The 20,481-nt window shown below is 66.4% G+C and carries 22 protein-coding genes; 1 reads left to right on the forward strand and 21 read right to left on the reverse strand.

Annotated elements, in window-relative coordinates:
• Positions 1-2: 2 nt before the first annotated feature.
• Complete coding sequence (locus ACP7AU_RS05395; RefSeq protein ID WP_426050760.1) at positions 3-662, forward strand: dihydrofolate reductase family protein; 660 nt, start codon at positions 3-5, stop codon at positions 660-662.
• Here the strand turns inward: ACP7AU_RS05395 and ACP7AU_RS05400 are convergent.
• The 21 genes from ACP7AU_RS05400 to ACP7AU_RS05500 all read right to left on the reverse strand — a co-directional run bounded on the left by ACP7AU_RS05400 (position 659) and on the right by ACP7AU_RS05500 (position 20,443).
• On the reverse strand, positions 659-1,897 hold the full coding sequence (locus tag ACP7AU_RS05400) for a serine hydrolase (protein ID WP_426050761.1): 1,239 nt from the start codon (positions 1,895-1,897) through the stop codon (positions 659-661). The two genes, ACP7AU_RS05395 and ACP7AU_RS05400, sit on opposite strands and share 4 nt — an antisense overlap.
• A gap of 230 nt (positions 1,898-2,127) precedes the next feature.
• Positions 2,128-3,078 (reverse strand): GTPase Era, encoded by a 951-nt coding sequence (gene era / locus ACP7AU_RS05405; RefSeq protein ID WP_303694299.1) that lies wholly within the window; start codon positions 3,076-3,078, stop codon positions 2,128-2,130.
• Entirely contained in the window at positions 3,075-3,788 is a 714-nt protein-coding gene (gene rnc / locus ACP7AU_RS05410) for a ribonuclease III (RefSeq protein WP_426039166.1), read from the reverse strand. The genes era and rnc overlap by 4 nt, the downstream gene beginning before the upstream one ends.
• Positions 3,788-4,510 (reverse strand): signal peptidase I, encoded by a 723-nt coding sequence (gene lepB, locus ACP7AU_RS05415; protein ID WP_426039252.1) that lies wholly within the window; start codon positions 4,508-4,510, stop codon positions 3,788-3,790. Before lepB ends, rnc begins: the two co-directional genes overlap by 1 nt.
• A gap of 411 nt (positions 4,511-4,921) precedes the next feature.
• Positions 4,922-5,323: a holo-ACP synthase gene (gene acpS / locus ACP7AU_RS05420; protein WP_426050762.1), complete on the reverse strand. Its 402-nt coding sequence runs from the start codon at positions 5,321-5,323 to the stop codon at positions 4,922-4,924.
• Entirely contained in the window at positions 5,320-6,072 is a 753-nt protein-coding gene (locus ACP7AU_RS05425) for a pyridoxine 5'-phosphate synthase (protein WP_426050763.1), read from the reverse strand. Before ACP7AU_RS05425 ends, acpS begins: the two co-directional genes overlap by 4 nt.
• Complete coding sequence (gene pyrE / locus ACP7AU_RS05430; protein WP_426050764.1) at positions 6,072-6,656, reverse strand: orotate phosphoribosyltransferase; 585 nt, start codon at positions 6,654-6,656, stop codon at positions 6,072-6,074. The genes ACP7AU_RS05425 and pyrE overlap by 1 nt, the downstream gene beginning before the upstream one ends.
• Before the next feature lie 38 nt (positions 6,657-6,694).
• Positions 6,695-6,985, reverse strand: a complete 291-nt coding sequence (locus ACP7AU_RS05435; RefSeq protein WP_426050765.1) for a hypothetical protein — start codon at positions 6,983-6,985, stop codon at positions 6,695-6,697.
• Positions 6,986-7,005: 20 nt separating this feature from the next.
• On the reverse strand, positions 7,006-7,707 hold the full coding sequence (locus ACP7AU_RS05440; protein WP_426050766.1) for an ABC transporter ATP-binding protein: 702 nt from the start codon (positions 7,705-7,707) through the stop codon (positions 7,006-7,008).
• Positions 7,700-9,001, reverse strand: coding sequence for a lipoprotein-releasing ABC transporter permease subunit (locus tag ACP7AU_RS05445; RefSeq protein WP_426050767.1), 1,302 nt, complete (start codon positions 8,999-9,001; stop codon positions 7,700-7,702). Before ACP7AU_RS05445 ends, ACP7AU_RS05440 begins: the two co-directional genes overlap by 8 nt.
• Complete coding sequence (proS, locus tag ACP7AU_RS05450; protein WP_426039159.1) at positions 8,998-10,311, reverse strand: proline--tRNA ligase; 1,314 nt, start codon at positions 10,309-10,311, stop codon at positions 8,998-9,000. The genes ACP7AU_RS05445 and proS overlap by 4 nt, the downstream gene beginning before the upstream one ends.
• Before the next feature lie 228 nt (positions 10,312-10,539).
• Positions 10,540-10,803, reverse strand: a complete 264-nt coding sequence (locus tag ACP7AU_RS05455; protein WP_426039158.1) for a DUF1467 family protein — start codon at positions 10,801-10,803, stop codon at positions 10,540-10,542.
• Position 10,804: 1 nt separating this feature from the next.
• A complete protein-coding gene (gene mce, locus ACP7AU_RS05460) occupies positions 10,805-11,227 on the reverse strand; it encodes a methylmalonyl-CoA epimerase (RefSeq protein ID WP_426050768.1) in 423 nt (140 codons plus the stop codon).
• Entirely contained in the window at positions 11,227-12,912 is a 1,686-nt protein-coding gene (locus ACP7AU_RS05465) for a ribonuclease J (RefSeq protein ID WP_426042501.1), read from the reverse strand. Before ACP7AU_RS05465 ends, mce begins: the two co-directional genes overlap by 1 nt.
• Positions 12,909-13,691 (reverse strand): type III pantothenate kinase, encoded by a 783-nt coding sequence (locus ACP7AU_RS05470; protein WP_426050795.1) that lies wholly within the window; start codon positions 13,689-13,691, stop codon positions 12,909-12,911. The genes ACP7AU_RS05465 and ACP7AU_RS05470 overlap by 4 nt, the downstream gene beginning before the upstream one ends.
• Complete coding sequence (locus tag ACP7AU_RS05475) at positions 13,688-14,449, reverse strand: biotin--[acetyl-CoA-carboxylase] ligase (RefSeq protein WP_426050769.1); 762 nt, start codon at positions 14,447-14,449, stop codon at positions 13,688-13,690. The genes ACP7AU_RS05470 and ACP7AU_RS05475 overlap by 4 nt, the downstream gene beginning before the upstream one ends.
• Before the next feature lie 4 nt (positions 14,450-14,453).
• Positions 14,454-15,899, reverse strand: coding sequence for an NADH-quinone oxidoreductase subunit NuoN (gene nuoN, locus ACP7AU_RS05480; protein ID WP_426050770.1), 1,446 nt, complete (start codon positions 15,897-15,899; stop codon positions 14,454-14,456).
• A gap of 7 nt (positions 15,900-15,906) precedes the next feature.
• Positions 15,907-17,394 carry an NADH-quinone oxidoreductase subunit M gene (locus ACP7AU_RS05485; protein ID WP_426050771.1) on the reverse strand — a complete coding sequence of 496 codons (1,488 nt, stop codon included), beginning with the start codon at positions 17,392-17,394 and terminating at the stop codon, positions 15,907-15,909.
• 1 nt (position 17,395) lies between these two features.
• Positions 17,396-19,504, reverse strand: coding sequence for an NADH-quinone oxidoreductase subunit L (nuoL, locus tag ACP7AU_RS05490; protein ID WP_426050772.1), 2,109 nt, complete (start codon positions 19,502-19,504; stop codon positions 17,396-17,398).
• A 4-nt stretch (positions 19,505-19,508) separates the two neighbouring features.
• Positions 19,509-19,817, reverse strand: a complete 309-nt coding sequence (gene nuoK / locus ACP7AU_RS05495; RefSeq protein WP_303694284.1) for an NADH-quinone oxidoreductase subunit NuoK — start codon at positions 19,815-19,817, stop codon at positions 19,509-19,511.
• Positions 19,817-20,443, reverse strand: a complete 627-nt coding sequence (locus ACP7AU_RS05500; RefSeq protein ID WP_426050773.1) for an NADH-quinone oxidoreductase subunit J — start codon at positions 20,441-20,443, stop codon at positions 19,817-19,819. The genes nuoK and ACP7AU_RS05500 overlap by 1 nt, the downstream gene beginning before the upstream one ends.
• Positions 20,444-20,481: the final 38 nt, after the last annotated feature.

Raw genomic sequence — 20,481 nt, forward strand, 5'->3', positions numbered from 1 at the left:
CGATGCGCAGGATCACCGCCTCCACCTTCGTCTCGCTGGACGGCGTCATGCAGGCGCCGGGTGGACCGACGGAGGACCCCAGCGGCGGCTTCCCCTTTGGGGGATGGCTACCGCCCTTCTTCGACGACATGGTGGGACAGTTTGTCGGCGAGGCCATGGGTCAAGACTACGACCTGCTGCTGGGCCGCAAAACCTATGAGATCTTCGCCGCCCACTGGGGCCACTCCGGCGACGAGATGGGGGCCCTGTTTACGACCATCGCCAAGTACGTAGCGGCCGGCGCGGACACGCCCATGAACTGGAACAACAGCCACCGGCTGGAAGGCGACGTCGCGCAAGCCGTCGCGAAGCTTAAGGCGGGTGGCGACAGGAGCCTGCTGATCCAGGGAAGCAGCACCCTTATCCAGACCCTGCTGAAAGCCGACCTGATCGATGAGATCTCGACTCTGACCTTCCCGCTCGTGCTGGGCCAGGGCAAGCGGCTGTTCGAGCCGAGCGGCCACGCCCGGGTCTGGACGCTGGTCGAAACGCGGCATTCGCCGTCCGGCCTCGTCGCCAGCCGCTACCAGCGCGCGGGAATGGTCACGACCGGGTCCTTCCAGATGTCCGATCCGAACGAGGAAGAGGCCGCGCGTCAGGCCCGGATGCGCCGGGAAGGCTAGTCCGCCAAGGCCGTCGGGAAAGCGTGGCCGAGGGCCTCGGCCATCGCCTGTTGCGAGATCAGCAGCACCTGCTGTTGCTGATGATAGTTGTTCGACAGCACGATCACGGCGATCCGCTTGTCCGGCTGCCAGACCTCGATGTTGCGGAAGCCCGACCAACTGCCGGTATGGTAGATTTCCCAGTCCTGGAAGGCGGGGTTGACCCGCGTGCCCAGCCGGTTGGCCATAAGGCCGTAGCCCCAGGCGCGATGCGGCCGCCCGCCGCGCTCGTTCGGCTGGTCGGCGGGAGAATGGTCCATGATCATCTGGGCGTAGCTGTATGGGCTCAGGACATTACCGCCGTGCAGGGCCTGTTCCCACACCAGCTGATCGTCCAGGGTCGAATAGAGGGCGCCGGCGCCGGCCACGATCGAGACGTTCGGATTGCGCTGGGCCGTCAGCCCCTCGGGGAAGGTCGCGTGGCCGGTGACGATGCCGAGGTCCGTATCATCGTCGAAGCCGGTGTCGGTCATGCCGAGCGGCTCGAAGAAAGCCGTGCGTAGATAGTCGGGGAAGCGCTGGCCGCTGGCCTTCTCGACGATGGCGGCGGCCAGGTTGAAGCCGGCGTTGTTATACCGGACCTTGGTTCCCGGCTCGAACGACAGCCGGAACAGTCTGGAGTCCTCGGTCAGTTCGTCAAGCGTCGCGGGGGTGGTGCGGCGATTGCCCCAGCCGGGGCGGGCCATCAGGTCGGGAATGCCGGAGGTGTGCGAGATCAGGTGATGGATCTTCAGCGGCGCCCAGGCGGCGGGGCACGGCTGGATCCATTGGCAGACCGGATCGCCGATGGTCAGCTTGCCGTCGTCCTGCAGCTTCAGAATGGCGGCGGCGGTGAACTGTTTCGAGATGGAGGCGAGGCGGAAGCGCGAACCGACCCGCAGCGGGGCCCCGGTGGCGACGTCGGCGGTTCCGTAGGCCTGGCGGAACAGGATCTCGTCGCCGCGTGCGACCAAGACGGCGCCCATGAACCGGCCGGCGTCGGCCTCGCGTTGCAGGCGGGCGGTCAGTTGCGGCAGGGCCTCGACGACCTCGACCGGTGGGCGCGCCGGCAGGGGCGCGAGACGCGACGAAGCCGTCGGCGACGGCTGCGAGGTCAGGACCGCGGCGAGACCGGCGCCCCCTATCAGGACGACGGCGGCGATCAGGCCGAGGAAGAGCCGGGGATGGTTCCCGGCGGTACGCGGAACGTGAAACATCGGGCTTGATTAGCCAGTTTTTGGGATTCGTCATCCCACGAACCGATCCCATTTAAGTCATCCCCCACTCTTTTCCGTCATCCTTGGGGGGCGCAGCGAACCCGAGGACCCAGCTTCACCGACCTGTCGCTGCAGAACGATAACGGTGCGTCGAGACCCGGGGGCTGGGTCCTCGGGACAAGCCCGAGGACGGCGGAAGCGTATGGCTGAGCGACGGATGGGGTGTTCGACTACGCGTTGAAATCCAGGCCGAACTGGGCGTAGAGCGCGCGGCTGTCCTGCCACTTCGGATCGACCTTGACGGTGATGAACAGGTGAACCGGACGGTCCAGCAACTCCGTCAGTTCCTCGCGCGACTTCTGGCCGATCCATTTCAGGGTCTGGCCGCCCTTGCCGAGGATGATGGGGCGCTGGCTCTCGCGCTCCACATAGATGGTCTGTTCGATGCGGGCCGAGCCGTCGGCTTTCTCGTCGAAGGCAGTCGTCTCCACGGCGGCGGAATAGGGCAACTCCTCGTGAACGCGCAGATAGACCTTCTCGCGCGTGATCTCGGCGGCGAGGACGCGGATCGGCACGTCGGCGGACTGGTCTTCGGGATAGAGCCAGTGGCCCAGCGGCATATCGCGTGCCAGACGCTGTTTAAGGTCGTCGACGCCGTCGCCCGAAAGAGCCGAGATCATATAGACCTCCGAATAGACGCCGGTCTCGAACAGGCTGTGCGACAGGGCCAGCAGGGTGTCGCGGCGCATGCCGTCGATCTTGTTGAGCACCAGGATGACCTTGGTCCCCGTGGATTTCAGGTTGGCTATGATGGTCTCGGTGTCCTCCGCCGACTTGCGGTCCGCGCCCGTGCCGTCCTTGCCCTCGGAGGCGATATGAGAGGCGGCGTCAATCAGGTGGACGACGACGTCGGCGTCCTGGGCCCCGCCCCAGGCGGAGGCCACCATGGCCCGCTCCAGGCGGCGCCGCGGGGTGAAGATGCCGGGGGTGTCGACCAGCACGATCTGGGCGTCGCCCTCGATGGCGATGCCTCGCACGGGAAACCGCGTCGTCTGGACCTTCTGGGTGACGATGGAGACCTTGGATCCCGTCAGCCGGTTCACCAGCGTCGACTTGCCGGCGTTCGGCGCGCCGATGATGGCTGCAAAGCCCGCGCGGTGCTGGGGGTTGGTATCGGTCAAATCACGCCTTCACGTTGGAGCATGGCCATGGCGGCCGCTTTTTCCGCGTCCTGACGCGAACGTCCAGGAGCGGTCAAGGGTTCGACCCCTTCGATGGAAACCTCGACCGTGAAGGTCGGGGCGTGGTCGGAGCCGGTCTGGCCCACGACGCGATAGGTCGGCAGGGGGCGACCCTGGCCTTGCGACCATTCCTGCAGGGCGGACTTAGGATTGTTCAGGGCGCGCGGCGCCGGCGTGGCCAGTTCTTCGGCCCAGACGCGGTCAAACATGGCGCGGGCGGCGTCCAGGCCTCCGTCGAGGAAGACGGCGGCCAGCAGGGCCTCGATGGCGTCGGCGACGACCCCCTCCTTGCGACGACCGCCGGATTTGGTCTCGCCGGGCGAGAGACGCAGGGCCTCGCCGATGCCGAGACGATCGCCGACGCGGCCGCAGGCGTGCTTATCGACCAGCGCATGCAGACGCGAGGACAGTTCGCCCTCGTCGGCCGCGGGATAATCATTGTGCAGCCGCTGGGCGACCAGCAGGCCGAGGACGCGGTCGCCGAGGAACTCGAGCCGTTCATTGTGGCGCGCGGGCTTTCCGGCGGCCTTGTCGGCCCCCTCCCCCACGCTGGAATGGGTCAGCGCCCGCTCCAGAAGGGCGGGGTCGCGGAACACATGGCCGATGCGGTCGACCAGCGCGGTCACCGCCTCGGCGCGGACATTGGCCATCAGTCGAGGACGCGGAAGAAGCGGCTGGGCCGGACATTGGCGAACCAGCTGACCGGATTGAACAGCGAAGCCCCCGGCTCCCACGAGAACATGATGATCTCGGCCTTGCCGACGAGGTTCTCGTCCGGGACCAGGCCGACGCCGGCCGATTCCTGGACGCGGCTGTCGATCGAGTTGTCGCGGTTGTCGCCCATCATGAAATAATGGCCCGCCGGGACTTCATAGACCGGGGTGTCGTCAAGATCGCCCCCGGGGCCGAAGTCCTGGATGGTGATGGTCTTGCCGCCCGGCAAGGTCTCGCGCACCTGGGTCACCGGACGCGGGCCGAAGATGTCGTTGACCTCGCCCGTGCTGACGACGACGTCCTGAACCGGCTGGCCGTTGATATAGAGCTTGTTGGCGATCATCTGGATCTGGTCGCCCGGCAGGCCGATGACCCGCTTGATATAGTCGGTCTTGTCGTCCCGCGGCAGTTTGAACACGACGATGTCGCCGCGCGCCGGCGCGCGACCGAACACCCGATCGTCGCCCAGCGGCAGGTTGATCGGCAGCCCCGACGAGAATTTGGAATAGCCGTAGGCCCATTTGGACACGACGATGTAGTCGCCCTCGTAGAGGTTGGGCTCCATCGAGGCCGACGGGATGGTGAAGGGCTGGAACAGCAGGACGCGCAGGACGAAGGCGATGGCGAGGGCCACGACGACGGTCTTGACGATCTCCAGCGTCTCCGAGCCGACAGAACCACCGTCGTCGTCGTTCTCGTCGTCCTTGACGCGGACCTGGGCGGGGCCGGGGATCTTTTCCGTCTTGTCGTCGAAGGGGGCGTCGCCGGCGTCGCCGGCGTCGCTCCAGATGGGACGATGCGTGGCCGAGATCAAGACGGGATCAGGGGTGACCGTGTGATCGCTCTCGGAGGCGGCGAACTCCGCCTCGGGCGTCACGGCATCCGGCTCGGTCGGGGTCAGGTCGAGATCGTCGGGCGACACGTCCTGGCTGACCACGGAGGACGATTCAGCGTCCGTCGTGTCGACCACGGGCTTTTCGCCGTCTTCGGGCTTGTTGTCGCTCATCGTGTGAAAGCTCGATCCCTGGCCGCCGAACGCGGCTCGTATCCGCGCACGGGTATAGCCCGATTACGCCGTGGGCAAGGCTTCGATCACCACGAAGGCGAGTGCATAGGGGTGTTCGTCGGAAAGCGTCAGATGAATGTGCGGGGTGTGGCCCGCAGGCGTCAGCCGCTTCAGGTGCTCCGCCGCCGGGCCGGTCAGGGCCAATGTCGGCTGGCCCGAGCTCAGGTTCACCACACCCATGTCCTTCCAGTAGACGTCGCGGCGCATGCCGGTGCCCAGGGCCTTGGCGCAGGCCTCCTTGGCCGCAAACCGTTTGGCGTAGCTCCAGGCGACGTCCGGCTTGCGTTCGGAGCGGGCGCGTTCGACCGCAGTGAAGCAGCGGGTCTTGAAACGGTCGCCGTAGCGGTCAATCGATCCCTGGATGCGCCGGATGTCGGTCAGATCGGCTCCGACGCCGATGATCACGTCCTAGGTCCGGTCAGGGCGGCCTCCATAGCCCCGCGCATCCGTCGGATGGCGGCGGCGAGCCCAACGAACACCGCCTCCCCGATCAGGAAATGGCCGATGTTGAGCTCGCGGATCTCGGGGATGGCCAGGACCTCGGCGGCGGTGTCGTAGTCCAGACCGTGGCCGGCGTGGACCTCCAATCCAAGGATCTCGGCCTGGGCGCAGGCGGCGGCGAGGCGATCGAACTCCACGCCGCGCTGTCCAGCCGGCAGGTGGCAATAGCGGCCGGTGTGGAACTCCACGACCTGGGCGCCGACGGCGGCGGCGGCCTCGACCTGGTCGGCCGAGGGATCGATGAACAGGCTGACGCGGATACCGGCGTCGCTCAAAACCCGGACCACGGGCGCGATGCTCGCCTCGTGTCCGGCCACGGCCAGACCGCCTTCGGTGGTGACCTCCTCGCGCCGTTCGGGCACGAGACAGGCGGCGTGGGGCCGGTGACGCAGGCCGATGGCCAGCATCTCGTCGGTCACGGCCATCTCGAAGTTCAGCGGCTTGCCGGCCGCCAAGCACAGGGCGGTCAGGCGTTCGATGTCGGCGTCGCCGATGTGGCGGCGATCCTCACGCAGGTGGGCGGTAATGCCGTCGGCGCCGGCGCCGATGGCCTCTTCGGCCGCGCGCACGGGATCGGGATGGACGCCGCCCCGCGCGTTCCGGACCGTCGCGACATGGTCGATATTGACGCCGAGGCGGACGGGCGGGCGCATCACTTGGACAGCCGCCGGCTGCCCGGATCCTCGACCGGGATCGTGGCCAGTTCAGGCGGCAGGGCGTCGGCGGGCCAGGCCGGCACGTCCAGCGTCGCGAGGGCCACCAGCGGCACGCCGACATCGGCCCGGCCGCCGGAGCGGTCGACGATGCAGGCGGCGGCCACGACGGTGCCGCCGGCGGCCTGGATGGCGGCGATGCATTCGCGGCTCGACAGGCCCGTGGTGACGATGTCCTCGACCATGACGACCCTCTCGCCCGGCTCGACATGGAAGCCGCGCCGCAGGTTGAACGCCCCGCCCTCGCGCTCGACGTACATCGACCGCACGTTCAGGTGTTTCGCCGTCTCATAGCCCGGGATGATGCCGCCGACGGCCGGAGAGATGGCCACATCGACCGGACCGACCGTGGCCACGATCTTGTCCGCCAGAGCCTTACACAGCCGCTCGCAACGGGCGCCGTCCATGAAGACCAGATTCTTCTGCAGGAAGACCGGGCTGTGTAGCCCCGACGAGAGGACAAAATGTCCCTCGCGCAGGGCGCCCGCGGCGCGGAACTCGTTCAGGACGTCTTCGGTGTTCATGCGGTGGTCTTAGGACCAAGCAGCCGCGAGGTGAAGCGTCAGCGTGACAAGCGGGTGTCGCATTCCGCCACACCCTCCGCGACCCCGAGGTCGACATAGAGTCGCCGCGCCTCGGTCCAGTCAACGACCGCTTCCCCGGACCGTCCCAGGGCGTCCAGCGCCAAGGCCTTGAGCCGGAGCGAATCGGCGAGATCAAGCCCCCGATCCGGCAAACCGAAATAGATATCGGCCGCCTCGGTCGCCTCGGCCAGAGCGGCTACAGCCCGGGCCTCCAGACGCGCAAGGTCAGAGCTGTGACGAAGCTCGTAGGCCCGTTCCAGATCATCCATGCCGGCCTCCGCTGATCCGATCAGTATTCCCGACTCTCGGCCTGGCGCTCTTCCAGATGGCCGTCCTTCAAGGCGAAGACGCGGTCCATATGGCCGGCCAGTTCCATGTTGTGGGTGGCGATCAGGGCGGCGACGCCGGTCTCCTTGACCAGTTTCTGGAGCGACTCGAAGACCGTCTGGCTGGTGGCGGGATCGAGGTTGCCCGTCGGCTCATCGGCCAGCAACAGGCGCGGCCTGTTGGCCAGGGCGCGAGCCAGGGCGACGCGTTGCTGTTCCCCGCCCGACATCTGGGCGGGTTGGTGCAGGGTGCGTTCGGAAAGGCCGAGAGCGCCCAAGGCTTCCTCGGCGCGCGCGCGGGCCTGATCCAGAGAATGGCCGGCGATCCGCATCGGCAGGGCGACATTGTCGCGCGCGTCGAACTCCGGCAGCAGGTGGTGGAACTGGTAGACGAAGCCGACGCGGCTGAGGCGCAGGCGGGTGCGGGCGCGCTCATCGAGCTGACCGACATCCTCGCCGTCGATCCGCACCTCTCCCGAGGTGGGACGCTCCAGCAGACCCGCGGCGTGCAGCAGGGACGACTTACCGGATCCCGACGGGCCGATCAGCCCGACCAGTTCACCGGGGAAGATATCCAGATCGACGCCCTTCAGCACCGTCAGGTCGCCCTGGCCGGTCGTATAGGTGCGCGTCACCTCGCGCAGGGAGAGAACCGGGCTACTCATAGCGCAGGGCCTCCACCGGATCGATCCGCGACGCGTTCCATGACGGCGGCAGGCTGGCGAGACAACTCATCAGCAGGGACCAGAAGGCGACCCACATAACGTCGACGGGATCGACCTCGGCCGGGATGGCATCGAGCATATAGACGTCGGCGTTGAACAGCTGGACGCCGGTAATCGCCTCCAGGAAATGCTGGATCGCGCCGATGTTCAGGCAGAACAACAGGCCCAGGGTCAGCCCCGCCAGTGTTCCGGCCACGCCGATGGTGGCGCCGGCCATGAAGAAGACGCGCAGGATCGACGAGGGGCTGGCCCCGATGGTGCGCAGAATGGCGATGTCGCGGCCCTTGTTCTTCACCAGCATGACGATGCCGGAAATGATGTTCATGGCGGCGATGGCGACGACGAGGCCGAGGATGATGGACATCGCCACCCGCTCGACCTTCAGCGCGCCCCAGAAGGCCGCCAGCTTGTCACGCCAGTCGACGACGAAGCCGCCAGGACCGGCCGCCTCGCGGACAGGCGCGAGATATTCGCCGACGCGGTCGGGATCAGCGACCTTCATCTCGATGACGTCCCACAGACCCTCCTTGCCGAAGAACAACTGGGCCTGTTCGAGCGGCATGAAGATGAAGGCGCGGTCGTAGTCGGCGGTGCCCGACGAATAGGTGCCGCCGACGGTGTAGGTCTTGTTCAGTCCACCGAGGTTGCCGAAGGCCGAGTCGGCGCCGGTCGGCGAATAGATCTCGATCGGATCGCCGACCCGCAGGCCCAGCGAATCCGCCAGGGCCTGGCCGATCAGGACATTGTCGCCGCCATAGGCGCCCTGGCCGAAGCTGGCGCGCGCCTGGTCCGACAGGCTGGCGTTGACGTATTGCATGGTGTCGAGGTCGGAGGGGGCGATGCCGCGTACGAAGGCGCCAGTCGTCTGGCCACCCGCGCGAATGATGGCCTGGGACTCGGTCAGGGGGGTGACGCTGACGACGCCCTCGACTCCGCGCAGGCGGTCGACGATCGCGTCGCGGTTTGGTGCGTTCAGGACCTCGCCCTGGACATACATATGGCCGTTGAAGCTGAGCATCCGGCCCAGCAGTTCATTCCTGAACCCGGCCATGATGCTCATCACGCTGATCAGCACGGCGACGGCCAGCATGATGCCGATGAAGGAGATGATGGCGATGGTCGCGACCCCTCCCTCCTTGCGCCTGGCGCGCAGGTAACGCAGCGCGAGGCCGATCTCCCAGGAAGAGAAGGCGCCGGCGGGCCTGGGCGCCGGCGTGACCGATGTGGCCGTCAACCGATGGCCTCCAGCGCAACGGCGAGCGGCACGGTCGACTTCTCACCGGTCGCCCGGCGCTTAAGCTCGACCACGCCCTCGGCCACGCCCTTGGGACCGATGACCAGCTGCCACGGGATGCCGATCAGGTCGGCGGTGGCGAACTTGCCGCCCGGGCGCTCGTCGGTGTCGTCATAGAGGACCGACTTTCCAGCCTTCTCCAGGGCATCCACGGCTGCCTCGCAGGCCTCGCAGACCGACGGGTCGTTGGCGCGCAGGTTGATGACAACAACGTCGAACGGAGCCACGGCGTCGGGCCAGATTATCCCAGCATCGTCATGGCTGGCCTCGATGATGGCGCCCAGCAGACGCGACACCCCGACGCCGTAGGAGCCCATGTGGACATCGGTATCGACGCCGTCCGGCCCCGCGACCTTCGCCTTCATAGGGGCCGAGTACTTCGTGCCGAAGTAGAAGATGTGGCCAACCTCGATGCCGCGCGCGGTCAGGCGGTCGCCTTCCTCCGTCTGGCTTTCGAACTGGGCAGCGTCGTGCATCTCCTCGGTCGCCGCATAGAGCGAGGTGCGGCCGTCGACGATGGACTGCAGGTCGTTCCAGTCGACGTCGGGACCCGGCGCCGGCATCTCTACGAGGGCCTTGTCGCAGAAGACCTGGCTCTCGCCCGTGTCAGCCAGGACGATGAACTCGTGGCTCAGGTCGCCGCCGATCGGACCCGTGTCGGCGCGCATCGGCACGGCCTTCAGACCCAGACGGGCGAAGGTGTTCAGATAGGCCACGAACATGCGGTTGTAGGCCCGGCGGGCGGAGGCCTCGTCGATGTCGAAGCTGTAGGCGTCCTTCATCAGGAACTCACGGCCCCGCATGACGCCGAAGCGCGGCCGACGCTCGTCGCGGAACTTCCACTGGATGTGAAACAGGTTCAGCGGCAAGGCTTTGTAAGATTTAACGAAACTCCGGAAAATGTCGGTGATCATCTCCTCGTTGGTGGGGCCGTAAAGCAGCTCGCGCTCGTGCCGGTCCGTGATGCGCAGCATCTCCGGCCCGTAGGCGTCGTAGCGGCCCGACTCGCGCCACAGGTCTGCCAGTTGCAGCGTCGGCATCAACAGCTCGACGGCCCCTGCCCGCTCCTGCTCTTCGCGCACGATCTGCTCGATGCGGTTCAGGACGCGCAGACCCAGCGGCAGCCAGGCGTAGATGCCGGCGGCCTCCTGTTTGATCATTCCGGCGCGCAGCATCAGCTGGTGCGAGACGATCTGGGCGTCGGACGGCGCCTCTTTCAGCGTGGGCAGGAAATAGCGCGACAGGCGCATGGGCGTCTCGAATTCGGAAGGCGTCAGGGGTGGTCAGCTTTAAACGCGAGGACAGGGCGAAAGCTAGGCCAATCCTCCCCCGTCGGGGAGGTGGAAGCGAGCTCTTCGCGAGCAGACGGAGGGGGCTCGCCGCGCACTCCGTGTCTGGGGCCGGCGCCCTCAACCGCTTCGCGGGCCCGTCGTCGGATCGCATGCGATCCTTCCTCCACCCCCAGATGGGGGGAGGATTCAGGGAACCGGCGGGGCGAGGTCCGGCAGAGGCATCCAGCCGATGAAGACCAGCCACATCACGAACATCCACAGCAGGAACGACACCCAGGTCGTGGTGATGAATTTCCGCTTGAGGTTCGGCGTCTTCGGCGCGCCCCACTGGCTGCCGTCGGTCGGCGGCTCGTGCGTCTCGCTGGACGTGCCCAGCGGCAGGACGGTGAACAGAACCACCCACCAGACGACAATGTAGATGGCGAACATGGTGATCGGGCCGATGGGCATGTCAGTGAGCTTCCTTCGGAGTTTCGATCAGCTCGACCAGAACGCCGCCCATGTCCTTCGGGTGCAGGAACAGGATGGGCGTGCCGTGGGCGCCGATACGGGGTTCGCCAGTGCCGAGGAGGGTCGCGCCCCTGGCCCGCATGGCATCGCGGGCGATCAGGATGTCCTGCACCTCGAAGCAGACGTGATGCTGGCCGCCTCTCGGGTTTTTGGCCAGGAAGCCATGGATCGGGCTGTCGTCGCCCAGCGGCTCGATCAGCTCAATCTGGCTGTTGGGCAGGTCGATGAAACAGACGCGCACGCCCTGGCCCGGCAGGTCGAACGGCTTCCCGGCCTGGGTTGCCCCCAGCATGTCGCGATACAGGGCGACGCTGGCCTCGATGGAGGGCGTGGCGACGCCGATGTGGTTCAGTTTGCCGATCATTACAGCCTCAGGATCACCGTCTCGACGATCGGGCGGCGGTCCCAGATCTGTTGCGAGGCCTTCTTCAGCACTCGCGCCACGGCCTGTTCGACCACCGTGTCGTCATCGCGAGCCTCGTTCTTCAGGGAGCCCACAACCTGCTCGACGCGCTCGGCCAGGTCGTCCAGGGCATCGCCCAACGGGGTGACCTCGTCGCCCGGCAGACCGATGGCGCGGACATCGATGTCCGAGACGATCCTGCCGCGCTTGTCCATGGCGAAGCTGACCACCAAAACCCCGTTGGTCGAGGCGTGACGACGCTCGCGCAGGGCCTCTCCCTTCTCGGTGACGACCATGCCGCCGTCGACATAAAGACGGCCGTTCGGCACCTCGTCGATGATCACGGCCTTGCCGGGCGCCAGACGAACGAGGTCGCCGTTGCGCGGCGTCACCGTCTCCTCGACGCCGAGGTCGCGGGCGAAGGCGGCGTGTTCCATCAGGTGGCGGCGCATGCCGTGGGTCGGCACCGAGATGCGCGGACGGGCCCAGGCGTACATCTGTTTGATCTCGTCGCGGCACGGGTGGCCGGAGACGTGGATGCCGGGGTGATCCTTCTCGGTGTAGAGGCGCACGCCCCGGTCGGCCATCCGGTCCTGCAGGTTGGCGATCGGCAGCTCGTTGCCGGGAATGACCCGCGAGGAGAAGATGCAGTGGTCGCCCAGCCCCAGCTTGATGAAGGGGTGCGAACCGTCGGCGACGCGCGACAGGGCGGCGCGATCCTCGCCCTGGCTGCCGGTGCACAGATACAGGATCTCGTCCGCCGGCCAGTGACGGGCCTCATCCTCGGTCAGGATGCGCTGCGAGTCATTGAACAGGCCGACGTGGCGGGCGGCGGCGGTGATGCGGTGCATCGACCGGCCGGCCAGGGCGACGCGGCGCCCGGCCTTGTCCGCCGCCTTGATGACGCTGACCATGCGGGCGACGTTGGAGGCGAAACAGCCGACAGCGATGCGGCCCTTCTTGAGACTGCCGATCAGTTCGATGAGGCCGTCCTGGGCCTCCGTCTCCGAACCGGCCTCACCCTCGACGAAGACGTTGGTGCTGTCGCAGACCATGGCCAGCAGGCCGTCATCGCCCATCTTCGTGATCGTGGCGATGTCGGTCGGCTGACCGATGACCGGGGCGGGATCCAGCTTCCAGTCGCCGGTGTGGAAGACCGTGCCCAGGGGCGTCGTGATCTTCAGACCGTTCGGCTCGGCGATCGAGTGGGTCATGGTGACGAAATCGACCTGGAACGGGCCGAGGTCGACGTGGCCACCGATCGGGATCTCGATGATCTTGACGTCCCTGACGCCGTTGTCGCGCAGCTTCTCGCGGATCAGGAAGGCGGTGAAGGGGGTGGCGTACAGTGGCGCCTTCATGCGGCTCCACAGCCAGGGCAGGGCGCCGATATGATCCTCGTGCGCGTGGGTCAGGACGATGCCGCGGATGTTCTCGCCCTCGAGGAAGGACGGATCCGGGACGATGATGTCCACGCCGGGCGTCGACAGGTCGCCGAAGGTCACGCCGACGTCGACGATCATCCACTGGCGATTGTCTTCCGGCCCGTAGCCGTAGCAGTTCAGGTTCATACCGACCTCGCCAGAGCCGCCGAGCGGCAGGAAGACGAGTTCGTCGTTGGCCGAAGCCTTGGTTTGTTTTGTCATGTGTCCGTCAGATGGTTATTGCGGCGCCAGATTTCGAGCATGCCGCGGATGGTCAGGTCCGGATCGAACCGGTCGATGGATGGGGTCGCCCCCTCGAACAGGGAGGCGACGCCTCCGGTTCCGATGACGGTCATGGGTTTGCCCCACTCCGCCTTGATGCGTGAGACCATGCCCTCGATGAGGCCGACATAGCCCCAGAAGACGCCGGACTGCATGTTGGACACCGTGTCCTTGCCGATGACCGTGTCCGGCTTCTGGATGGCGATGCGCGGCAGCATGGCGGCCGCCTCGTGCAGGGCCTGCAGGGAAAGATTGATGCCGGGCGCAATGGCCCCGCCCTCGAACGCCCCATCGGCGGCTATGACGTCGAAGGTGGTCGCCGTGCCGCTGTCAATGACGATCAGGTCGCCAGGATAGACCAGGTGCGCGCCGATGGCGTTGACCAGCCGGTCGGCGCCGGCCTCGCTAGGCTTCCTGATCCGCACCGGGATGCCCAGTTCGACATTGTCGCCGATAACCAGGGGCTCGACCGCCAGATAGCGGCGCGCGAGATTTCGCAGGTTGAAGATCGACTGGGGCACGACGCTGGAGATGATGCAGCCGTTCAGCGACGCCAGATCGATCTTGCGCATCGCCAGAAGCTGGGTCAGCCAAACAGCGTATTCATCGGCCGTACGGCTGGCCTCGGTCGCCGTGCGCCACTGGGCGATCCAGCTCTCGCCGTCATGGACCGCGAACAGCGTGTTGGTGTTGCCCTGTTCGATGGCGAGAAGCATCAGGCGGCCCTTCCGTGCGCGTCCGAACCGAAGAAGACGTCGCCCGCCGAAATGAGGCGCAGGGCCCCGTCCCCGGTGCGCAGGCGAAGGGCGCCGTCCGCGGCCACGCCCTCGGCATGGCCCTTGAGCGTCTCATGCCCCAGCCGGGCGACGCAGGGGCCGTCCAGGCCTTCGGTGCGCGCCGTCCAGGCGTCGAGGATCGGCTGGAAGCCCAGGCTGTCCCAGCGCGCCTGCCAGACGGCGAAGGCCTCGGCGAGGACGGTAGCTGCGGCTTCGATCGGGGGCGGATAGGCGATGTCCGCGCGCAGATGGGCGGCGAGGCTGGTCGCGGGGCGCTCGGTCCCCTCCGGCGCATGGGCCAGGTTCACCCCTATGCCGATGGCCAGCCACAGGGCGCCGGACGCATGGACGCCGGACTCGATCAGGATGCCCGAAGCCTTGCCGCCGGCAATCAGCACGTCGTTGGGCCATTTGATCGAGACCACGCCCGGAACGGCGAAGGCGTCCAGCAGGTCGGCGACCGCGAGCGCGGCCACGAAGGTGACCTGTGCGGCCTCGGCGGGCGGCTTTCGCGTCAGGGTCAGCAGGGTGGCGAACAGGTTGCCCGTGTCGCTGTTCCACGCGCGGCCCCGCCGGCCGCGTCCTGCGGACTGGCGGCGCGCAACGATCCACTGGCTCGCGATTTCCCCGGCCTCGGCGCGGCGGCGGGCCTCGGCGTTGGTGGAATCGCTCTCGTCGAGGAGGTGGATGGCGGGCGTCACCGCCCTACCCCGCTCCGAAACCGGTGGCTGCGATACGGGTCAGGGGCTCCAGCCAGGTCAGGCCGACGATCACGAGCGGGAAGCTGAAGGCCGCGCAGGCCCAGCCGATCCACTGGGCTTCAACCGGCGCCTTGTCGGTCGGCGCCGTGCCCTCGGGCGCCGCGTCAAACCACATCAGCTTGATGATGCGCAGGTAGTAGAAGGCGGCCACGACCGAGGCCACAAGACCCGCGGCAGCGACCATCCAGTAGCCGGCCGAGGCGGCGGCGCCGAAGACGTAGTACTTGCCCCAGAAGCCGGCGAACGGCGGCATGCCCAGCACCGACAGCGACAGAATGGTAATGGCCAGGGCCGTCAACGGACGATCGTTCTTGAGCCCCGCGAGGTCGGCGATCTTGCGGATCGGACGGCCGTTCCGGCTGAGTGACAGCAGGATGGCGAAGAAGCCCATGGTGTCGATCATGTACAGGGTCATGAACATGACCATGGCCTGCAGCCCCTGTTCGGTGCCGGCGGCGATGCCGAGGACGGCGTAGCCGATGTTGGCGATCGAGGAATAGGCCAGCAGGCGCTGGACGTCCTTCTGGGCCAGACCGCCCCAGGCGCCGACCACGAAGCTGGCCAAGGCGATCAGGATCAGGACCTGGGCCCACTGGTCGTGGGCGCCGAGGAAGCCTTCCGACAGGGCGCGGGCGAACAGCACCATGGCGGCCATCTTGGGCGCCGTGGCGAACAGGGCTACGACCGGGGTCGGCGCGCCTTCGTAGACGTCAGGCGTCCACATGTGGAACGGCGCGGCCGAGACCTTGAAGGCCAGACCACAGATCAGGAAGACCAGGCCGAAGATCAGGCCCGGGCCCGGGTTGGCGGCCGCATAGGCGGCGATGTCCTCGAACCGCATTGAGCCGGCGAAGCCGTAGATCAGGCTGGCGCCGTACAGCAGCAGGCCCGACGACAGGGCGCCGAGGACGAAATACTTCAGGCCGGCTTCGGACGCCTTGAGATCGTCGCGATGGTAGGCGGCGAGGATGTAGAGGGCGAGGGAGTGCAGCTCGACCCCGACGTAGAGCGAGATGAGGTCGCCGGACGACACCATCATCCCCATGCCGACCGCGGCGAGGACGATCAGGATCGGGAACTCGAAGCGGGCGATGTTCATCCGCTGCATCCAGCCGCCGCCCAGAACCACGGCGAAGGCCGAGGCGATGTAGATCGCGACCTTGGCGTAGATGGCCAGCGGGTCGGCGACATAGGTGCCGTTGAAGGCCTGACCCAGCGGGCCGGTGGCGGCGACGGCGGCCGCTGCGACCAGCAGGGCAACAGACAGGATGGAGATCAGCCGTGCCGACTTCTCGCCGATGAAGGCGCCGAGCAGGAGCAGGACGAGAGCGCCTATCGCGAGCGTCAGCTCAGAGGCGGCTAGGTTCAGGGCGTAGGACAGGTCAGGCATTATTCTCTCACCCGCCGGTCGCGAGCTGCCAGCCGTTGACGACGGCGTCGACGGAGGCGGCGGTGTAGTTCAGGACCAGGTCCGGCTGTACGCCCAGCCAGATGGTGCCGACGATCAGGGGGACGAAGATGACCAGCTCGCGCAGGTCGATGTCCTTGATCGTGGCCAGGGCCGGGTTGGTGATCTCGCCGAACATGACGTTGCGGTACAGGGTCAGGGCATAGACCGCCGACAGGATGACGCCGGTCGCCGCCACGAAGGCGGCCCAGGTCGAGGCCTGGTAGACCCCGGTCAGGGTCAGGATCTCGCCGATGAAGCCCGAGGTCCCCGGCAGGCCGACGTTGGCCATGGTGAACATCAGGAAGATGGCGGCGTACCAGGGCATCCGGTTCGTCAGGCCGCCGTAGAAGGCGATCTCACGCGTGTGCATCCGGTCATAGACGACGCCGACGCAGAGGAAGAGCGCGCCCGAGATCAGCCCGTGGCTCAGCATCTGGAAGACGGCGCCCTGCAGGCCCTGGGCGTTGCCGGCGAAGATGCCCATGGTCACGAAACCCATGTGGGCGATCGACGAATAGGCGATCAGCTTCTTGATGTCGGTCTGACGGAAGGCGACCAGGGAGGTGTAGGCGATGGCGATCACTGACAGGGTGAAGACCAGCGGCCGGTACGCGACCGAGGCATCGGGGAACATCGGCACGTTGAACAGGATGAAGCCGTAGCCACCCAGCTTCAGCAGAATGCCCGCCAGGATGACCGAGCCCGCCGTGGGCGCCTGGACGTGGGCGTCGGGCAGCCAGGTGTGCACCGGCCACATCGGCATCTTCACCGCGAAGGAGGCGAAGAAGGCCAGCCACAGGATCGACTGGGCCTGCGGCCCGAAGGCGTATTCCTTCAGCGCCGGGATCGAGGTCGTGCCGGCCTCGTTGGCCATCCACAGCATGGCCAGCAGCATCAGGACGGACCCGAGCAGGGTGTAGAGGAAGAACTTGTAGGCGGCGTAGATCCGGTTCGCCCCGCCCCACACGCCGATGATGATGAACATCGGAACGAGGGTGCCCTCGAAGAAGATGTAAAACAGGAACAGGTCCAGCGAGGTGAACACGCCGATGACCAGGGTTTCCAGCACGAGGAAGGCGATCATGTAGTCACCGACGCGGGTCTCGACCGACTTCCAGCTGGCCAGGATGCAGATCGGCATTAGGAAGGCCGTCAGCAGGACGAACAGGATCGAAACCCCGTCGACGCCCAGATGATAGCCCGCGCCCGCAAACCAGACGTAGTTCTCGACGAACTGATAGGCCGCATTCGTACTGTCGAACTGAAGCACCAGCACGGTCGAGACGGCCAGCACCACCAGGGTGGTGATCATGGCGACCCTGCGAGCGATGGTATCCTCGTTGGACCTGGCCATCAGCTTGGCCAGCAGGATCAGTCCCGCGCCGACCAGCGGCAGGAAGGTGACGACGCTCAGGATATTGGGGATCGCACTCATCCTATGCGCCCCAGGCGTAGATGGCGAAGGCGAGCAGACCGGCCACGCCGAGCAGCATCACGAACGCATAGTGATAGACATAGCCGGACTGGATCTTTGCCAGTCGCGCGGCGGACTTCAGCGAGGCCCAGGCGGCGCCGTTCGGCCCCAGCCCGTCGATGATCTTGACGTCGCCGACCTTCCAGAAGAAGTCGCCCAGCGCCTTGGCGCCCTTGACGAAGATGACGTCGTAGATCTCGTCGAAATACCACTTGTTGTAGAGGAGGCTCCACAACGGCCCCTCGTTGGCGGCCATGCGTTTCGGCAGACCTTCCTTCAGGACGTAGAACCAGAAGGCGATGAAGGCGCCGGTCAGGGTGACGATCAAGGGCGACCACTTCACCCACAGCGGAACATCATGGCTCTCGTGCAGGACGTGGTTGGTCGGGCCGCTGAAGATCGCGCCGCGCCAGAACTCGGTCTCATGGTGACCGATGAAGTTCGGGGCGAAGACGAAGCCGGCCGCAATGGCCCCGATCGACAGGGCGATCAGCGGAACCAGCATGATCCACGGGCTCTCGTGCGGCTTCAGCGGACCGTGGTGGCCGTGGTCGTCGTGGGCGTGATCGTCGTGCGCATGATCATCGGGCAGCGGCTCGGAATGGGTCTCGAGCTGGCCGTGAGAGGCATGGTCGTCGTGACCATGGTCGTGCGAGTGCGCCGCCATCGCCTCTTCCGTCCACTGCGGCTTGTTGTGGAAGGTCATGAATATCAGCCGCCACGAGTAATAACTGGTCAGGCCCGCCGCGAAGATGCCGACGACAAAGGCGAAATAGCCGGCCGGCGAATGCCCGCTGGTCGCCGCCGCGAAGGCGCTCTCGATGATCGAGTCCTTGGAATAAAAGCCGGCGAAGCCGCCGATCCCCGGGATGCCCAGGCCGGTGATGGCGATCGTGCCGATCATCATGACCGCATAGGTCACGGGCAGCAGCTTCCACAGCCCGCCCATCTTCCGCATGTCCTGCTCGTGATGCATGCCGTGGATCACCGAGCCGGCGCCAAGGAACAGCAGGGCCTTGAAGAAGGCGTGGGTGAACAGGTGGAACATCGACGCCTCATAGGCGCCGACCCCGGCCGCGAAGAACATGTAACCCAGCTGCGAACAGGTCGAATAGGCGATCACCCGCTTGATATCGTTCTGCATCAGACCGACCGTCGCGGCGAACAGGGCGGTGACCGCGCCGGTGACAGCGATGATCAGCGACGCCGTCGGGGCGTATTCGTAGATCGGGCTGAGCAGGCAGACCATATAGACGCCGGCGGTGACCATGGTCGCTGCGTGGATCAGGGCCGACACGGGTGTCGGGCCTTCCATGGCATCGGGCAGCCAGGTGTGCAGGAAGAACTGCGCCGACTTGCCCATGGCGCCGATGAACAGCAGCACGCCCGCCAGATCGAGCGCCGACCAGGTGTAGCCGAGGAACTCCCAGCCCGTGCCGGCCTTTGAGGCGATCATCGGGAACAGTTCGGCGAACTGGATCGTGCCGAACATCCAGAAGACCGTGATGATGCCGAGCGCGAAGCCGAAGTCGCCGACGCGGTTGACGACGAAGGCCTTGATGGCGGCGGCCGAGGCGGTCGATTTCTTGAACCAGAAGCCGATCAGCAGATAGGAGGCGAGGCCCACCCCTTCCCAGCCGAAGAACAGCTGCATGAAGTCGGCGGCGGTGACCAGGGCCAGCATGGCGAAGGTGAACAGGGACAGATAGGCGAAGAAGCGCGGCTTCGAGTCGTCCTCGGCCATGTAGCCCCAGGAATACAGGTGCACGAGCGAGGACACCGTCGTGACCACGACCAGCATGGTCGCCGACAGGGCGTCGATGCGGATCGACCAGTTCGACTGGAAATCGCCGACGTTGATGAAGGGTGAGACGACGACCGTGAACGGCTCGAGATGACCCCAGGTCCACTGGCTGAACACGGTCCAGGCCACGGCGCACGAGAAGAACAGCAGGCCTGTCGTGACGGCTTGAGACGGGATGTCGCCGATGCGGCGCCCGAAGAAGCCGGCGATCGCCGCGCCGAGCAGGGGGGCGAAGACGCCCAGGGTGACCAATAGTTCGAGGCTCACGCGGTCAGCCCTTCATGACGCTGGCGTCGTCAACCGCGATATCGCCGCGGTTGCGGAAGAAGGTCACCAGGATGGCGAGGCCGACGGCGGCCTCGGCGGCGGCCACGGTCAGGACGAACATGGCCATGATCTGCCCCGACACGTCGTTCAGATAGGCCGAGAAGGCGACGAAATTGATGTTCACGGCCAGCAGGATCAGCTCGACCGACATCAGGATGATGATGACGTTCTTGCGGTTCACAAAGATGCCGAAGACCCCGATGGTGAACAGCATCGCCGCCACCGCCAGATAGTGCTGCAGGGTGACTTCCATCAGCGCAGTTCCTCGCCGGTGACGCCGACGCCGGTGACGACGCCCTTGATCTCGACCGAGGTCTTACGGTCGCGGTTGGTCTGGGCGCCCGGATCCTGGCGGCGGACGGTGGTCCGCTTGCGCAGGGTCAGGACGATGGCGCCGATCATGGCGATCAGCAGCACGATCCCAGCCGCCTGGAAGAAGTAGATATAGTCCGTATAGAGCACCCGCCCGATGACCTCGACGTTCGAGGCGTCTGCGGTCGCCACGGCGGGGCCCACGGCGTCAGCGGCCGCACCGCCCTGCACCACCACGATCGAGATCATGATCATCTCAGCCAGCAGGATGCCAGCCACGAGCGCGGCCAGGGGCAGATAGGTCGCATATCCCTCGCGCAGGCGGACGAAGTCGACGTCCAGCATCATGACCACGAACAGGAACAGCACCGCGACGGCGCCGACGTAGACGACCACCAGCAACATCGCGAGGAACTCCGCGCCCAGAAGGACGAACAGTCCCGCTGACGAGAAGAAGGCCAGGATCAGCCATAGGACCGAGTGCACGGGGTTGCGCGCCGTCACGACCAGGAGGCCGGACAGAACGGCGGTCGCCGCCAGCAGATAGAAGGCTATGCCTTGCAGCATGGGAGGGACGATGCCCCTTTCAGTCGGTTGGGCGGCGA

This window comes from Brevundimonas sp. SL161 (assembly GCF_049896985.1).
GTDB lineage: Bacteria > Pseudomonadota > Alphaproteobacteria > Caulobacterales > Caulobacteraceae > Brevundimonas.

Excerpts from the sequence above, each read along its gene's own strand:
- ACP7AU_RS05485 (WP_426050771.1), bottom strand. The coding sequence starts at position 17,394 with ATGAGTGCGATCCCCAATATCCTGAGCGTCGTCACCTTCCTGCCGCTG.
- nuoK (WP_303694284.1), bottom strand. The coding sequence starts at position 19,817 with ATGGAAGTCACCCTGCAGCACTATCTGGCGGTGGCGGCGATGCTGTTC.
- ACP7AU_RS05425 (WP_426050763.1), bottom strand. The coding sequence starts at position 6,072 with ATGCGCCCGCCCGTCCGCCTCGGCGTCAATATCGACCATGTCGCGACG.
- ACP7AU_RS05465 (WP_426042501.1), bottom strand. The coding sequence starts at position 12,912 with ATGACAAAACAAACCAAGGCTTCGGCCAACGACGAACTCGTCTTCCTG.
- ACP7AU_RS05440 (WP_426050766.1), bottom strand. The coding sequence starts at position 7,707 with ATGAGTAGCCCGGTTCTCTCCCTGCGCGAGGTGACGCGCACCTATACG.
- ACP7AU_RS05455 (WP_426039158.1), bottom strand. The coding sequence starts at position 10,803 with ATGCCCATCGGCCCGATCACCATGTTCGCCATCTACATTGTCGTCTGG.
- nuoN (WP_426050770.1), bottom strand. The coding sequence starts at position 15,899 with ATGCCTGACCTGTCCTACGCCCTGAACCTAGCCGCCTCTGAGCTGACG.
- ACP7AU_RS05395 (WP_426050760.1), top strand. The coding sequence starts at position 3 with ATGCGCAGGATCACCGCCTCCACCTTCGTCTCGCTGGACGGCGTCATG.
- pyrE (WP_426050764.1), bottom strand. The coding sequence starts at position 6,656 with ATGAACACCGAAGACGTCCTGAACGAGTTCCGCGCCGCGGGCGCCCTG.
- rnc (WP_426039166.1), bottom strand. The coding sequence starts at position 3,788 with ATGGCCAATGTCCGCGCCGAGGCGGTGACCGCGCTGGTCGACCGCATC.
- mce (WP_426050768.1), bottom strand. The coding sequence starts at position 11,227 with ATGATCGGCAAACTGAACCACATCGGCGTCGCCACGCCCTCCATCGAG.
- ACP7AU_RS05500 (WP_426050773.1), bottom strand. The coding sequence starts at position 20,443 with ATGCTGCAAGGCATAGCCTTCTATCTGCTGGCGGCGACCGCCGTTCTG.
- ACP7AU_RS05435 (WP_426050765.1), bottom strand. The coding sequence starts at position 6,985 with ATGGATGATCTGGAACGGGCCTACGAGCTTCGTCACAGCTCTGACCTT.
- ACP7AU_RS05400 (WP_426050761.1), bottom strand. The coding sequence starts at position 1,897 with ATGTTTCACGTTCCGCGTACCGCCGGGAACCATCCCCGGCTCTTCCTC.
- proS (WP_426039159.1), bottom strand. The coding sequence starts at position 10,311 with ATGCGCCTGTCGCGCTATTTCCTGCCCACGCTGAAAGAGGCGCCGTCC.